This is a genomic window from Chryseobacterium sp. Chry.R1 (assembly GCF_039645525.1).
GTDB lineage: Bacteria > Bacteroidota > Bacteroidia > Flavobacteriales > Weeksellaceae > Chryseobacterium > Chryseobacterium proteolyticum.
In genome coordinates, this window is sequence record NZ_CP151793.1 from 1,059,034 (window position 1) to 1,074,854 (window position 15,821).

Annotated in this window: 16 protein-coding genes; 11 read left to right on the top strand and 5 right to left on the bottom strand. The window is 35.7% G+C overall.

The features are described 5' to 3' along the window. Positions 1–216 precede the first annotated feature (216 nt). From rnr to tsaB, 6 genes are all read left to right on the top strand, one after another. Positions 217–2,367, top strand: a complete 2,151-nt coding sequence (gene rnr / locus AAEU33_RS04995; RefSeq protein WP_345991177.1) for a ribonuclease R — start codon at positions 217–219, stop codon at positions 2,365–2,367. A 65-nt stretch (positions 2,368–2,432) separates the two neighbouring features. After that, positions 2,433–3,119: a LysE family transporter gene (locus AAEU33_RS05000; RefSeq protein ID WP_172281688.1), complete on the top strand. Its 687-nt coding sequence runs from the start codon at positions 2,433–2,435 to the stop codon at positions 3,117–3,119. Continuing rightward, positions 3,116–4,045: an LD-carboxypeptidase gene (locus AAEU33_RS05005; RefSeq protein WP_345991179.1), complete on the top strand. Its 930-nt coding sequence runs from the start codon at positions 3,116–3,118 to the stop codon at positions 4,043–4,045. The genes AAEU33_RS05000 and AAEU33_RS05005 overlap by 4 nt, the downstream gene beginning before the upstream one ends. 47 nt (positions 4,046–4,092) lie before the next feature. After that, positions 4,093–4,464, top strand: a complete 372-nt coding sequence (locus AAEU33_RS05010) for a YraN family protein (protein WP_273650248.1) — start codon at positions 4,093–4,095, stop codon at positions 4,462–4,464. Between the two features lie 63 nt (positions 4,465–4,527). After that, complete coding sequence (locus AAEU33_RS05015) at positions 4,528–5,277, top strand: SDR family NAD(P)-dependent oxidoreductase (protein WP_345991181.1); 750 nt, start codon at positions 4,528–4,530, stop codon at positions 5,275–5,277. 66 nt (positions 5,278–5,343) lie between these two features. Further along, on the top strand, positions 5,344–6,024 hold the full coding sequence (gene tsaB / locus AAEU33_RS05020; protein WP_345991183.1) for a tRNA (adenosine(37)-N6)-threonylcarbamoyltransferase complex dimerization subunit type 1 TsaB: 681 nt from the start codon (positions 5,344–5,346) through the stop codon (positions 6,022–6,024). 16 nt (positions 6,025–6,040) lie between these two features. On the opposite strand, the gene AAEU33_RS05025 is transcribed toward tsaB, so the two are convergent. From AAEU33_RS05025 to AAEU33_RS05040, 4 genes are all read right to left on the bottom strand, one after another. Continuing rightward, a complete protein-coding gene (locus tag AAEU33_RS05025; RefSeq protein WP_345991185.1) occupies positions 6,041–8,662 on the bottom strand; it encodes a tetratricopeptide repeat protein in 2,622 nt (873 codons plus the stop codon). 86 nt (positions 8,663–8,748) lie between these two features. After that, positions 8,749–9,303, bottom strand: coding sequence for a Maf family nucleotide pyrophosphatase (locus tag AAEU33_RS05030; RefSeq protein ID WP_345991187.1), 555 nt, complete (start codon positions 9,301–9,303; stop codon positions 8,749–8,751). Positions 9,304–9,312: 9 nt separating this feature from the next. Then, positions 9,313–9,831, bottom strand: coding sequence for an HAD hydrolase family protein (locus AAEU33_RS05035; RefSeq protein ID WP_345991189.1), 519 nt, complete (start codon positions 9,829–9,831; stop codon positions 9,313–9,315). Beyond that, complete coding sequence (locus tag AAEU33_RS05040; RefSeq protein ID WP_172281672.1) at positions 9,821–10,570, bottom strand: DUF2520 domain-containing protein; 750 nt, start codon at positions 10,568–10,570, stop codon at positions 9,821–9,823. Before AAEU33_RS05040 ends, AAEU33_RS05035 begins: the two co-directional genes overlap by 11 nt. Positions 10,571–10,665: 95 nt before the next feature. Here AAEU33_RS05040 and AAEU33_RS05045 point away from each other — a divergent pair, with 95 nt between their 5' ends. The 5 genes from AAEU33_RS05045 (at position 10,666) to lepA (ending at position 15,425) form a co-directional block, all read left to right on the top strand. After that, a complete protein-coding gene (locus tag AAEU33_RS05045) occupies positions 10,666–11,223 on the top strand; it encodes a sigma-70 family RNA polymerase sigma factor (RefSeq protein ID WP_172281670.1) in 558 nt (185 codons plus the stop codon). Between the two features lie 13 nt (positions 11,224–11,236). Next, positions 11,237–11,773: a hypothetical protein gene (locus tag AAEU33_RS05050; protein ID WP_345991192.1), complete on the top strand. Its 537-nt coding sequence runs from the start codon at positions 11,237–11,239 to the stop codon at positions 11,771–11,773. Positions 11,774–11,781: 8 nt separating this feature from the next. Continuing rightward, complete coding sequence (locus tag AAEU33_RS05055) at positions 11,782–12,291, top strand: hypothetical protein (protein WP_172281666.1); 510 nt, start codon at positions 11,782–11,784, stop codon at positions 12,289–12,291. Positions 12,292–12,531: 240 nt separating this feature from the next. Next, positions 12,532–13,551 carry a hypothetical protein gene (locus tag AAEU33_RS05060; protein WP_345991194.1) on the top strand — a complete coding sequence of 340 codons (1,020 nt, stop codon included), beginning with the start codon at positions 12,532–12,534 and terminating at the stop codon, positions 13,549–13,551. Between the two features lie 77 nt (positions 13,552–13,628). Continuing rightward, positions 13,629–15,425: a translation elongation factor 4 gene (lepA, locus tag AAEU33_RS05065; RefSeq protein ID WP_345991195.1), complete on the top strand. Its 1,797-nt coding sequence runs from the start codon at positions 13,629–13,631 to the stop codon at positions 15,423–15,425. Positions 15,426–15,462: 37 nt separating this feature from the next. Here the strand turns inward: lepA and AAEU33_RS05070 are convergent, their stop codons facing one another. After that, positions 15,463–15,678, bottom strand: coding sequence for a hypothetical protein (locus AAEU33_RS05070; RefSeq protein ID WP_345991197.1), 216 nt, complete (start codon positions 15,676–15,678; stop codon positions 15,463–15,465). Positions 15,679–15,821: the final 143 nt, after the last annotated feature.

The window sequence follows — 15,821 nt, forward strand, 5'->3', positions numbered from 1 at the left end:
TTATTTATTTTAAAATACTTATCTTTGCACCGAACAAATAGAAACACATTCTTTATTCTCCCCCAAAACCTTTACAGATAAATTAAATTTATTTATACCAGGTTTTTCACTTCTCTTCTCCATTTTTGTATTAAATTTATACGAACTAAAACTTCCGTTGTTAAAAATTTGGAGGGAAAATAATGCTGTTGATGTTATTTAAACAATAATTAAAAAATGAAAAAAAGAAAATATATAAGTCAAAAAAATGACCATAAATTAATGGAGATCGGTAGATTGATCCTGAGATTTATGAATGAAAATTCGTCCAAGATCTATAATTATAAGCAGATCGCAGACGGAATAGATTACAAGAATCCGAGACAAAGGGAACTTGTGATCCAGGCTTTGCACAAGCTGCAGGCTTCTGAAAAAATAAAAGAGACTGATAAAGGAAAATACATTATCAATTTAAAAATTGCCGGAACACTTACTGGTGTGATTGATTTTAACCAATCCGGCAACGCCTACGTAAATGTGGAAGGAATGACAGATGATATCTTTATCCATTCAAAAAATGTGAAGGATGCTTTACAGGGGGATAAAGTACTGATTGTTACTTACACTTACAAAGGGAAAAAATTAGAAGGTTCTGTTCTTGAAGTCCTGGAAAGGACACGTACAGAATTTGTGGGGACCTTACAGGTGGTAAGCCATAAGGATTTCGGATTTGTAGTTTGTGATAAAAAGACGATCAATACAGATATATTTATACCGAAAGGAAAATTTGGAGGTGCTGAAGATGGTGACAAGGTTGTTGTGAAAATGACCGAATGGAAACCAGGAGATAAAAATCCGGAAGGGGAAATTATTAAGGTTTTAGGTTCTCCGGGAGAACATGAAACTGAGATCCACTCTATTCTTGCAGAATACGGCTTACCTTATGAATTTCCTGAAGAAGTAGAACAGGATGCGGATAAGATTAACAGAGAGATTACAGATGATGAAGTTGCAAAACGTCGTGATATGCGTGGGATCTGTACTTTTACCATAGATCCTAAAGATGCAAAGGATTTTGATGATGCGTTATCCATCCAGAAGCTAAAGAATGGGAACTGGGAAATCGGTGTCCATATTGCGGATGTTTCCCATTATGTAGTTCCCGGAACTATTTTAGATGACGAAGCTTATCAGAGAGCAACCTCTGTTTATCTGGTGGATCGTGTGGTTCCGATGCTTCCTGAAGTTTTAAGTAATGATGTATGTTCACTTCGTCCGAATGAGGATAAATATACATTCTCTGCGGTTTTCGAATTGAATGATAATGCTGAGATTCAGAAACAATGGTTTGGAAGAACAGTTATTCATTCCGACAGAAGATTTACCTATGAAGAAGCTCAGGAACGTATTGAAACACAGCAGGGAGATCTGGCTGAAGAGATTCTTGTCCTGGATAAGCTGGCAAAAATCATGCGTGAAGGACGCATTAAAAACGGCGCAATTACTTTTGACAGAAGTGAAGTACGATTTAATCTTAATGAAAACAATGAACCCATCGGCGTTTATTTTAAGATAAGCAAGGATTCAAATCACCTGATTGAAGAATTCATGCTTTTGGCCAATAAAAAAGTTTCTGAATTTGTTTCTTTAACGAATAAAGGAGGAATGAGCAATAATACCTTTATATATAGGGTTCACGATGATCCGGATCCGGCAAAACTGGAAGCATTAAGAGATTTTGTTTCCACATTCGGATACCAGATGAATCTTGCCAATACGAAGAAAGTAGCTGAATCCCTGAATAAGCTATTGTACGATGTAAAAGGGAAAGGAGAAGAAAATATGATCGAAACACTAGCTATGCGAAGTATGAGTAAGGCAGTCTACTCTACTGAACCTATTGGACATTACGGTTTAGGATTTGAGTACTATTCTCACTTTACCTCTCCGATCCGTCGTTATCCCGATTTACTTGCACATCGTTTACTCCAGCATTATCTGGATGGTGGAAAATCTCCGGACAGAGCTGAATTGGAAGAAAAAGCAAAACACTGCAGTGCCATGGAAAGACTGGCAGCAGATGCTGAAAGAGATTCTATTAAGTTTATGCAGGTGAAATTCATGGAGAAACATCTTGGAGAAAACTTCAAGGGAGTGATTTCCGGAGTTGCAGAATTCGGATTCTGGGTAGAAATTCCTGAAAATGGAGCTGAAGGACTTATTAAACTAAGGGATCTTGTAGATGATTCATATGTGTATGATAAGACAACCCATGCTGTTTATGGTTCACGAACAGGTAAAAAATATCAGTTGGGAGATGAAGTTCACATCAAAGTAGTGAAAGCTAATCTGATTCAGAAACAACTGGATTTCAAGATTGTTGATTAATTAAATCATAAAGTCTAAATTTGTACAAAATGAGATGGATTTTTTCCGTTTTAAAGCCATATTAAATGTTTGAACTTGTACTTTCTGCTGTCATATTAGGATTCATGTTAAGCCTGGTTTTCATAGGACCTATTTTTTTCCTTTTAATTGAAACCAGCTTCTCAAGAGGTCCCAGACATGCTTTAGCGCTTGATCTTGGTGTAATTACGGCAGATTTGCTTTGCATTGTGGCCGCCTATTATGCGAGTGCGGATCTTGTGAACCTGATTGATAAGCACCCTGGATTTTACAGGATTACATCCATTCTTATTTTTGTGTATGGGGTTGTTATGCTGGTTACCAAAACCAAGATGCATATGCCCGGTGAAGAAAGAATCATTGGTCAAAATTATTTTAAGACTTTTATTAATGGTTTTTTCTTCAATCTTTTAAATGTAGGTGTTATTCTTTTCTGGTTGGTTACTGTTATTTCGGTAAGAAACCAGTACCCTGACATCAGTAATTTTATTCTTTATATAGGGATTGTAATAGGCACCTATTTATGCATTGATCTTGCTAAAATTTTCCTTGCCAAACAATTCCATGACAGGCTTACACAAAAGCTGGCCAATAAGATCAGAAGGATTGTTGGTGGAATTCTTATTATTTTCAGTTTTTTCATCTTTTTACAGAGCTTTAAAAAATTTAATCAGTTTGATAAACGTCTGGAAGAAGCAGAGAAAAAAGAAGTCAAATACCAAAAATCAAAATGAAAAAAAATATCTTTCCAAAGTCCCTTAAAAAAGGAGATAAGATAGCTATTATTTCTCCTGCAGGAGCAGTTGATGAATCCCAGCTCGAAAAAGGAATTTCCATGATTAAAGCGAAAGGTTTTGAACCTGTTTTAGGAAAACATTTGTATACCAGATTTTCTAACGGATATAACTATGCCGGAACAGAAAAGGAAAGATTGAAAGATATAAACTGGGCCTTCAATGACTCCGAAATTTCTGCGATCTGGGCCTCCAGGGGCGGATACGGGTGTCAGCATCTTATCCAGCACATAAAACTTACACAGTTTTTAAAAGATCCAAAATGGTATATCGGATATTCAGACAATACAGTAATCCAAAGTTATTTACTGAAAAAAGGATTTGTATCTATTCATGGCCAGACAATTAAAACTTCCAGTTTCGGAGTTACAGAGGAAAGTTATGATTTAGTTTTTGATATTCTGAAAGGAAAAGCTCCAAAATATGGTTTACAGACCAATCAATTGAATAGAGAAGGCAATATTGAAGGCGAATTGATTGGGGGAAATTTAGCTCTGATCTATGCACTTTTAGGAACTCCCTACTCTTTTGATTTTAAAGGTAAAATATTATTTATTGAAGATATCGGAGAAAATTACTATGCCCTGGATCGAATGATCATGAGTTTGGAATTAGCCGGAGTCTTTAAAAAAATCAAAGGACTTATTGTTGGTGGAATGACCAATATGGGTGATGAAAAAGAGAATAAAAATTATGAGGAAAGTTTCGATGAATTTGCCTATAAACTAATCTCAGAAAGAGTTTCAAAATATAAATTTCCCGTTATTTTTGGTTTTCCAAACGGACATATCAAAGACAACAGACCATTGATTATCGGTGGAAATGTGAAAATGAAAGTTGGAAGTAAAGTTAAGATAGAATTTTAATCAGGCATTAATTTTCACTTTTTTAATCTTTAAATGTAAAAAGACAGATGGCATCTCACAATGATTTTGGAAAAATAGCAGAAGATTTTGCCGTAGAACATTTGCAGAGAAACGGATATAAAATTCTTGCCAGAAACTACCGGTTTCAAAGAGCCGAGATTGATATTATTTCGGAAATAAAAAATCTGATTGTAGTTATTGAAGTAAAAGCACGTTCTACAGATGCTTTTATGCTGCCTCAGGAAGCTGTTACGAAAACAAAGATCAGATCTATTGTTAATGCTGCTGATCATTATCTCGAAGAGTTTAATCATGTGAAGGAAGTACGCTTCGATATTATTTCAGTTTTGCCGGATGAAAAAGGAAAATTGGTTCTTGAACATATTGAAGATGCATTCCAGGCATTTGACGCCAACTAAAATTTAATTCAAAATGTACCGTGATTCACTGATCGGGTTACTAAGAAATTGCTACAATAAGATATGAAAACAATATTAATAACCGGAGCAACTTCCGGGATTGGAAAGTCAACAGCAGAGCTTTTTGCAAAACAAGGAAACAGGGTTATTATCTGTGGAAGAAGAAGTGAAGTACTGGAGTCTGTACAAAGCGAATTATCAGCTTTTACAGAAGTACTCAGCTTAAAATTTGACGTTAGGAACCTTGAAGAAGTAGAAAATGCAATCAATTCTCTTCCTGAGGAATGGAAAAATATTGATGTTTTGGTTAATAATGCCGGAAATGCGCATGGTTTAGATCCTCTTTCGGCTGGAAAAACGGACGACTGGGATTCTATGATCGATGGAAATGTAAAAGGACTTTTATATGTTTCTAAAACGATTATTCCAGGAATGAAAGAAAGAAATTCCGGACATATCGTTAATATCAGCTCAGTAGCTGCCAGACAGACCTACGTCAATGGTGTTGTATACTGTGCGACCAAAAAGGCAGTTGATGTCGTTTCCGAAGGAATGCGTTTGGAGCTCACTGAATTCGGAATAAGAGTAACTAATATTCAGCCGGGAGCTGTAGAAACAGATTTCTCTTTGATACGATTCAAAGGGGATCATGAAAGAGCTTCTACCGTATATGCTGGTTATGAGCCTTTAAAGGCTGAAGATATAGCAGATGCTATTGCCTATTGTGTAAATGCTCCAAAACATGTGAATGTGTCAGATATGACAATCTATCCGAGTGCACAAAGTGAACCGAGAACAATCTACAGAAAATAGATTTAAAAGGATTAAATTTGCAGATATTATTTAAGTGTATTTAAACCTGTCGATAAGCTTACAAAAATGAAAATATTATATCTAGAAACCTCTTCTAAAAACTGCTCAGTTGCTATTTCAGATAATGATAAACTCCTGTGTGTATGTGAAGAAGTTTCTGAAAACTATAAACAATCCGAAAGCTTGCATACCTTTGTAGAATGGGCATTGGAAGGGGCAGGAATTTCCATTAAAGAGATTGAAGCTATATCCTTGGGAAAAGGCCCCGGTTCTTATACTGGATTAAGGATTGGTGCAGCTTCTGCAAAAGGATTTTGTTATGGTTTAAAAATTCCTCTGATTGCGGTGAATTCTCTCGAAAGCATGAAAGAGCCCTTTTTAGAACAAAACTATGATGTAATCATACCCTTAGTTGACGCAAGGAGAATGGAGGTTTATACAGCAGCTTATGACGGTATTACGGGAGATGAGATTTCTTCTACGGAAGCTAAAATTCTTGATGAACAATCTTTTAGTGAATGGTCGGATAAAAAAATACTTTTTGTAGGAGACGGCGCTAAAAAGGCAAAAGAAATACTGCAGTTACCCAACGCAGAATATAATGAAGAGATATATCCTTCCGCACAACACCTGATAAAGAAGACGCTTGAAAAAACAGAAAGTAAAGACTACGAAGATATTGCTTACTTTGAACCTTTTTATGTAAAAGATTTTCATGGAGTAAAGAAAAAGAAAAGCGAAGATTAAATCTTCGCTTTTTTATTTATTTTGGCCTTGGAGGCTGTGAATTCGGATTCTGCATTTGAAGATCCTGCTTATTCTGATCAGGATTCCCAAACCTTTTTGATTTTTTCTTTACAGGTGGCTGGCCGTTAAAGTCCTGTATTTTTTGAGCATCGTTATTATCCGGGCTGGTAGGAACATTATTCTGTGAAGCAGGTTGTACCGGTACATTATTCTGGTTCTGAGGTATCGTATTTCCTTTGTTGTCCGTTGCCTGGAACGCAAGATCACTCTTCAGATAGTTAAGCATTTCCTTAGCTTTAATACCTTCCGGTGTTTTGGCATAATTTAATGCAATCTGTTCCAATTGTAGAATCATTACTTCTTTACCACTGGACTTTCCGGTATTGAAAGCATTCAGTAAATACAATTTTGGGACTAATGCATCTTTCGGATACTTCTCAATAGTCTGGTCAATGACATTCTTACTATCACTGAATTTTTCTGCTTCATATAATGCATATGCTCTTTTGTATTCATTTTCAACATCTTCAGAGGATTTTACAAATGAATTATTTTTAGGATTTCTTGCAAATTCCGCATACGAAGTATAAGGATAATCTGTCAACAGGATCTGTTTTGCCTTCTCTGATGCCAGGGGGTTTTTCTCATAATTCATTGCAAAAATTTCATACAACGCCTGCAATAGTACTTTTTCTTCCGGCTTTACATCAACCAGATCATACAGTGTTTTAGTAGCTAAAGGGGTGTTGGTAAAATAGTTCTGGTACATGATCCCTAATCCTAAAGAAGCCGTATCTCTATCCTTTTTCAGTTGTCCTAGTTTACCCGCATCCGTTGGAATCTGTTCAATATAGAAAGCAGGTTCAAAACGTCTCGGATCAGGAGCTGATGTTACTCCCAGCGCTTCATTCTTCATATCATCAATAGAAGACATTTTTTTAGAATAACGCCAGTTATCACTTAATGCCCTGTCGCCCCAAACCTGTTTAAATGAGGAAGTACCCTTGCTTACAGTTCCCGTATTGCTAAAATAAAATCCTTTAGGAGCTGTTCCGAAATCTTCAAAAGAAGTTGAACTATTGGCAAAAATAGAGTTGGAATTATAATCTCCCGTGTCAAAACCTTTACTTCTTTCAGCACGTCTCCTTTCCAATTCTTCTTTTTCTTCCTTGGCTTTTAATTTGGCAATATGCTTGGCGAAAAATTCAGTTTTTTGAGCATCGGTCATTTTTGCTAATGAAAGAATACTGTCATTTTTTTTGATCAGGTAATAGTTTCTTGAGATCTTTTTAATATTCTCGGACTGATCTTTTAAAAGGACTTTAGATGGTTCATAGGTCATAACGGCAAGCGCAGAGTCATAATATGCTCCGGCACCGATGTAATCATTTTTGTCCAGGTAGTTTTTTCCTATCTCGTAATAAGCAAGACCGCGAACCTGCGGATCAGATACCTTTTCCGTCAAAGATTTTCTGAAAAACTGTTGCCCCTCTTCTTTTTTACCCGCCTTGTTGGCCATAAGCCCTAAGGCATAATAAAATTCATTCTTTCTGGACATGTAAGTTCCCTTGTTACTGATCTTCTCCAGATAATTCTTAGCACCATTATAATCCCCTTTTCCATTGAAGGTTTTTGCGATTTCAATCTGCGATTTAACTTCAAATTCAAAATCATTCGCATATTTATAAGCTGCTAAAAAACTTTCTCTGGCCTTTTCATTCTGGCCCAGTCCTTCCAGGATCTGTCCTCTTAAGTATGAAATTCGGCTTTTTAATTTACTGTTATTGTTAAGTTCAAATGCTCGGTCAAGCTCTTTTACTGCCTCTTCTTTTTTACCTGCATCCAAAAGAGTTTCCGAATTATAAATGCTCAACAATTTATCATCATTTTTACTGATCCCCTCTCCTTTCAGCTTAGTGAAAATCTCCTGAGCTTTATGATAATCTTTCATCTGGGCATAAGCCTGTCCCTGATAAACCTTAGCTAATGGTAATCTTTTGTCTTCTTTCATATGAGTGAAAACATAATTTAAGGCATCAAGGGCTTCTAAAGGTTTGTCCTGATAGATCCGGGATTGAACAAGGATCATGTAGGCATCAAAAATCTGTTTATTCTTTTCTTCCCCGTTTCTCACTACCGAATACTTATTGATAGCTTTTAAAGCCTTTGATTCTGCAATTTGAAGCGCGGTAGCTCCTTTTACCTCAGGCTGATTGGAATCATTTCCCGTTAGACCTGCAACAGCGGAATTAACTTTGTCTTTTACCATACCAGGAATATCCTGGAGACCAGGCTTACCCGGAGGCCCGCTTGCTCCCCTTCCGGAAGAATTAGAAGGCTTATTGACTTCGGCCATTTTCATAGAATTTTCTGCAAAGGCCGTTGATTGTCCAAGATCACTTCCCAAGGGCTGATTTTCGTACGTAAGTATAGGAATATAAGGAGCATAAAAGTTATCTTTATGCCCCTTATCTCTGGTCGTAAATTCACTGTTCAATGCATCTTTTGCATTAAATAAAGTGTTATAATATGTGGAAAAACCTTTTAAGAACTTTGATCGTTGCTCCGGTTTTTTTACCTTGGTGGCACAGGATACAACAAAACATGCTGCTAAAAGGAATAAAATATTCTTTTTCATTATTTCAATATAACTAGCTAATCTACTTTTTATTATCAAAAGTTTGATGATTTTGTAAAAATAATAAAATTTTATATTGGAAAAATTTATATTTCTTTCAATATTTTGTAAACCAGATGGGTTGGAAGCCCCATTATTGTATAAAAACTACCGGATAATTTTTTGATCTTTGCCATTCCCAGCCATTCCTGGATACCATAACTTCCTGCTTTATCAAAAGGTTTGTAATGGGTAATATAATAATCAATTTCCTCATTGGAAATTTCATCGAGTTCCACATCTGCAACATCCGTTTCTGCAAAAACCTGATCAACCGTCTGTATGGTAATTCCTGTATATACCTGATGCGTTTTTCCGGAAAGCAATCGCAGCATATGCTGAGCCTCGGCTTCATCTTTCGGTTTTCCAAGAATTTGATTATTTAAGGCAACTACGGTATCTGCAGTGAGTAAAACTTCACCCGCCTCAAGTGGACGGAATGAGTTTGCCTTTAATTGAGAAAGATAGGCAGCCGCATTTTCAATAGTCATATCATCAGGAATGATTTCTTCACAATCTATTGTTACTACTTCAAAATCAAATCCAAGGCTGGAAAGCAATTCCTTTCTTCTGGGTGATTGTGATGCTAAAAGTAATTTCATATCAAGTATTTATACAGATTGTGTGTTGTCATCATGCCAGTTTCCCTGCACCTTCATTACCTGCTCGATTACGTCACGTACAGCTCCACTTCCACCCTGCTTTGTGGAAATATAATCAGCGATGCCTTTGATTTCGGGAACAGCATTTTCTGGACAGGCTGCGATGGCTGAACTTTCCATAATATGCAGGTCAGGAAGATCATCACCCATTGTCAGGATCTCTTCATTTTTAAGATTGTATTTCTTTTTAAAATCTTCAAAATCAGCCATTTTATTATGTGATTTGGCATAATAATCTTCTATACCCAGATAATTGATGCGATGTTTTACCATTTCATCATTTCCTCCGGTAATCACCCCTATTAAATAATTATTTTTTAAAGCTTTTACCACTGCGTAGCCGTCCAGAACATTCATCACTCTGCTCATATTTCCACCCGGCATCAGATACACGCTTCCATCGGTGAAAACTCCGTCCACATCAAATACGAATGCTTTAATATCTTTTAATTTCTCTTTATAACCCATACATTTTTTTAATAGAATGATTCATTACTTTATATATTTCAAGGCTTTCATCCTTTAGCAATTGCTCATGAAGTTCCAATACCCTTACATCATTTCTTACAGCCGGACCCGTTTGCGCAAGCCTGGGTTCAATTTCATGAATTTTTTGAACGGTTTCATCAATTAACGGAAGAAAATAGTCGAACGGAATCTCCTGGGAATCCGATATTTCTTTGGCTTTAGAAAAAAGGTGATTCACAAAATTACAGGCGAAAACCGCTGTAAGATGGATATATTTTCTTTTGTCATGACTACTTTCCATTACATGATCAGATATTTTGGATGCCAGTTCAAAAAGAATCTCTTTATCTTTTTCGGTTTCTGTCTCTATGAAAAAAGGGATTTTCTTGTAGGTGAGATCTTTGGATTTGGAAAATGTCTGTAAAGGATAAAAACTTGCTTTCCTGTACTCCCCTGCTAAAAGCTCCTTAGGAAGCGAGCCTGAAGTATGAGCAACAAGTGAATCTTTTTTAGTGATCATTGCTGAAACATTCTGTACAGAGTTATCACTTACACAGATAATATATAAATCGGCATCTTCCAGCTTTTCCGTAGAATAAGGAATATGTAACTCCGCAGCTATTTTTTCCAAATCCTTTTCATTTCGTCCAAAAATCTGAGCTAACGGAATGTTATTCAGAACAAAGGCTTTTGCCAGATGGTATGCGACATTTCCGGAACCTATAATTACAATTTGCATATAACAAAGATAATATTTTATGAGTTTTGGACTGAAAATTGAACAAAGTATTTAACTTTTAGATATTTTTGTAATCCAAAACAGTGAAAGCATCTATGAAGATTAAGGACGCGGAAATTATTACGCTGATGCAAAATCCCCGAACTCAGGATAAAGGAGTTCGTGCCTTGATGGATGCTTATCAAAGTAGATTATATTGGCATATACGAAGAATTATTGTAGACGGAGATCTTGCTCAGGATACGTTGCAGGATACTTTTATAAAAGCCTATCAGAATTTTCACCAGTTCAAAAATGATAGCCAGCTGTATACTTGGTTGTACAGAATAGCTACCAACGAAGCATTACAACAAGTTAATAAAATGAAAAAAATGCAGAAAACTGATGAAGATGCTGAGTATCATATGCAAAATCTTGTAGCGGATAATGCTGAAAAAGATGCCGATGAAATACAGGTTTTATTACAGAATGCTATACAGAGTCTGCCTGAAAAACAGAAACTCGTATTTATGATGCGCTATTATGATGATTTGCCTTACGAAGAGATATCAAAGATTGTTGATATGTCCGTAGGAACCTTAAAAACAAATTATCATTATGCCAAACAAAAGATAGAAGAATATATTAAAGAAAATTACGAGAATAATTTTTGATTAACATAATAAGATGAAAGAGTTCGATATAGAGAAATTAGAACGTAAAAACATTTACAAAGCTCCTGATGATATGTTTAATATGATCCAGGAAAGAGTGATGAATGACGTGAAGGCAAATAAAAAAGCACCCATATTTAAATTAAATTGGATGTATGCGGTTGCCGCGTCATTAGCTTTGATCTTTGGAAGTATTTTTGTTTTCAATTCCGATCAAAATACAATAAAAGATTCTGGTATTTCTGAAGTAAGTTATGCAAAGAATGGCCAGGCTCCAAAGAGTGAAAGCGAGCTTGCCTACGAAACTTTGAAATCTGATTTAATTTCTGTGGAAAGCACGGATCAAATAGTTCAAAACAAGAAAAGTGCAGAGATAGACGATTCTCAGGATACTGAAGCAGAAACAGTTTCAAAACCCCAGAACGGAGTCGCTGTTTCAAAGCAGACTGAAACTAAAATGAACGAATATCTGGATTCATTTTCTAATTCTGAGATTGCAGAACTAGCCAAGAATTCAACAGAAGACGTTTATTTAGATTTATATAATTAAAAGAAGAGATGAAAAAGATATTATTTACCCTTTTTATTATTTACGGCTTTTGTTTACATGCTCAAAGGACGGATTATGACTGGAAAAAGATGGACCCTAAACAAAGAAAGGAGATCATCAATAACCTTTCTCCGGAAGAGAGAAAAGATCTTTTGAAAAAATTCAGAGATAATATGATGCTGGACAATCTGAATGTAGATGAGAAAGATAAAGCAGAATTTACGGCTATTTATAATGAATACATAGATAATCAGAAACAGATAAAAAGCCAGTTTAATCCTGATTTTGATCCTGATAAAATGTCTGATGAAGAAGCCAAAGTCAAGCTACAGCAAAGCTTTGAGCTGGGACAAAAATTACTGGATAATAGAAAAAAATATGCTGAGAAAATGCAGCGGGTAGTTCCCTGTCAGAAAGTACTGAAATTGTTTCAATCGGAGTGGAGGATGAGAGATAAGATGAATGACAGAAAGCCTCACGATCATAACAATTCGGGAACTCCGAAACAAAACCCATAATAGTTTATTTTTTTAATGTTGGACGACTCTTACGAATCTTTTTGTAAGAGTCGTTTGATTTTATGTTTGAAATGATATTTTGTGGCAAGCATTGTTAGAACAATTATCGTTACGGGAGACTGCATTTTTTCAAAATAAGATTTAAAATAATATAGAGATTAATAACTTTTATGAATGTTTTTTGTTTGGTGTAGTTGGTTTAAAACTAATCTTTACTTTTGCAAAAAATATAAAAAAAAGATGAAGAAATTACTTCAGACTGCAAGCCTTTTTATTGCAATCACCGTATTATCTCAGGGAAAAGAATACATCAAATTCAAAGGGAGTATTCCAAATTACGGAAAAGAAACTTATAAGTCTTTAACGGTCATTGATCAAAGAGAAGACAAAAAAATAGGAATTCTTCCTTTTGGAAATCAAAAAGAAGAGAAGGAAGTTGTTTTCCTTACAAGCCCGGGAAATGATTTAGGAAACTGGTATAAAAAAGGAAATGATGAGGGAGGAAGTGCAGACCTGGTTCTGATTTTAAAAAAGCTTAAATTAAGTGTTGGAGAAACAATTGGAAAAAATACAAGCGGGAGCATTGATTTTTCAGCCCAGACTTTTTCAAAGGAAGGGGACCAATATCGTTTCCTATATAAAAAAGATACTGTAGTTACATTCAATAATAAGGAAATTGCAGAACTTTTAGTTAAGAATGTTCCTAATGTTTTTTTTGATTTATTCATGAGAACATACAGAAAGAGACCTGTTGGAAATGCTGTATCTATCAACGAGCTTTCTGATTATGAATCATTTGTCAGGGACAATTATGCAGTATATAAGAGCGATCAGTTAAAGGATGGGATTTATTTGGATCACGTTTCATTCTTTAACCAGACTCCCGAGCCCGGAAATTATCTACTTGAAAGGAATGAAAAAGGGGAGGTGACAAAAGCACTAAAAGAGGAAAATGGTAAAAAGAATAAGATTCCTGCCTACAAAATGTTTGCTTATGTGGAAAACGGAAAGGCTTATAAAAAGGGATTATCAGGCTTTCTGGATTTAAATAGAAATGAAAAAGGATTTTATGTGGTAAGCAACAGAGGATATCTTTTTCCTGCAGCTTCTAATAATACATTAGGAATGTTTGGTTTAATTGGAGGTGTTGCTGATGCAATTCAACAGGGAGCAGAACAAAAGAAAATGAAAAAAGGGGATAAGTTTGAAATCTATATTGATCCTTTAACGGGAGAATACGATTTTCCTTCGGAATTATAAATTAATTTCACTGATTAAAATTAACAGCAATGAATTGTCTTGCTTTTTTTTATCTTTGCAAATTACAAGGTTCTTAAATGAAAAACATACGAAATTTTTGCATAATCGCTCATATTGACCACGGTAAAAGTACTTTGGCGGATCGTTTATTGGAATATACCAATACAGTTACCCAGAGGGAATTACAGTCTCAGACGCTGGATGATATGGATTTGGAGAAAGAACGTGGGATTACGATTAAATCTCACGCGATCCAGATGGATTATGAATATAAAGGGGAAAAATATATTTTAAATCTGATCGATACCCCGGGACACGTGGATTTCTCTTATGAGGTTTCCAGATCAATTGCTGCCTGCGAAGGAGCGCTTCTTATTGTAGATGCTGCTCAAAGTATTCAGGCACAGACTATTAGTAATCTTTATCTTGCATTGGAGAATGATCTGACGATCATTCCTATTCTTAATAAAATCGATTTACCTTCAGCCAATCCTGAAGAAGTGACTGATGAAATCATGAATTTAATTGGTTGCGAATATGAAGATGTATTAAGGGTTTCCGGGAAAACCGGTGAAGGGGTTCATCATCTGCTTGAGCAGATTGTGGAAAGAATTCCTGCTCCTGTAGGAGATCCTGATGCACCACTTCAGGCTTTGATCTTCGATTCCGTATACAATCCTTTCCGTGGTATAGAAGCCTATTTTAAAGTAGTAAATGGAAGTATTTCCAAAAACGAAAAAATAAAATTTTTTGCCACTGGAAAAGAATATGGAGCTGACGAAGTAGGGACTTTAAAGCTGAAGCAGGTTCCTAAAAAGACAATTGGATGTGGAGATGTAGGATATTTGGTTTCTGGAATTAAAGATGCTAGAGAAGTTAAAGTAGGAGACACCATCACTTCTTTCGATAAACCCGCAAGTGGACCGATTGAAGGATTTGAGGAAGTTAAACCGATGGTATTTGCAGGGATTTATCCTATTGATTCTGAGGATTTTGAGGAGCTTAGATTTTCATTAGAGAAATTAAGGCTTAACGACGCTTCTTTAGTTTTTGAACCGGAAAGTTCTGCTGCTCTGGGCTTTGGGTTCCGATGTGGTTTCTTAGGAATGCTGCATATGGAAATTGTTCAGGAGCGATTGGACAGGGAATTCAATATGAACGTTATCACTACGGTACCGAACGTTTCTTATTTCGGATATACTAAAAAAGAACCGAATGTTCCTATTTTGATTAATAACCCATCTGAAATGATGGATCCATCTACAATGGATAGAGTGGAAGAACCGTTTATTAAAGCTTCTATTATTACCAAATCTGATTTTGTAGGATCGGTAATGACTTTATGTATTGAGAAAAGAGGAGAGATCGTTAACCAAAGTTATTTAACTTCTGAAAGAGTAGAGCTGATATTCAATATGCCTCTGGCAGAAGTTGTATTCGATTTCTACGATAGACTGAAATCCATTTCTAAAGGATATGCATCATTTGATTATCATCCGATCGGATTCAGAGCTTCCAAGCTTGTAAAAATGGATATCCTGATCAATGGCGATATGGTAGATGCCCTTTCTTCATTGATTCATGATAGTAATGCCTATCATATCGGTAAAAAGATGTGTGAAAAGCTTCGTGAACTGATCCCTAGACAGCAGTTTGATATTGCGGTTCAGGCTGCATTGGGAACGAAGGTTATCGCGAGGGAAACCATTAAAGCTCTAAGAAAAGATGTTACAGCGAAGTGTTACGGGGGAGATATTTCCAGAAAACGTAAGCTTTTGGAAAAACAGAAGGAAGGTAAGAAAAAGATGAAACAGATTGGTAGGGTAGAAGTACCGCAATCTGCATTTATGGCCGTATTAAAGCTAAACGATTAATATAAAAAAGACCGATATCATATCGGTCTTTTTATTTTTATAGATTTCTCTGCTTATCAATCAGGTTTCTCTGCACTACCAGCGCTCCTAATCCCAGAATAATTTCAACGATACCAAGCATGGTTATAAGTTTAGTACCACATACAATACATTCAGGCTCAGGAAATGGTTTTTTGCCTATTACAATAATAATAACTCCGCCAATAATGACGATAATTACAATAAGTACTCTTAATAAATTTTTTACATTCATGATAATGTTAGTTTGTTTTATGCCTACTTTTTAAGGTTTTCGGCCTGGACCTTTTTACTATATCAAATTTCTATAATAAAATAAGGTGTAGAATCAGGTAAATCACTGAAAATGAGGTGTGTTTTTTACTATTGTTAACGTTT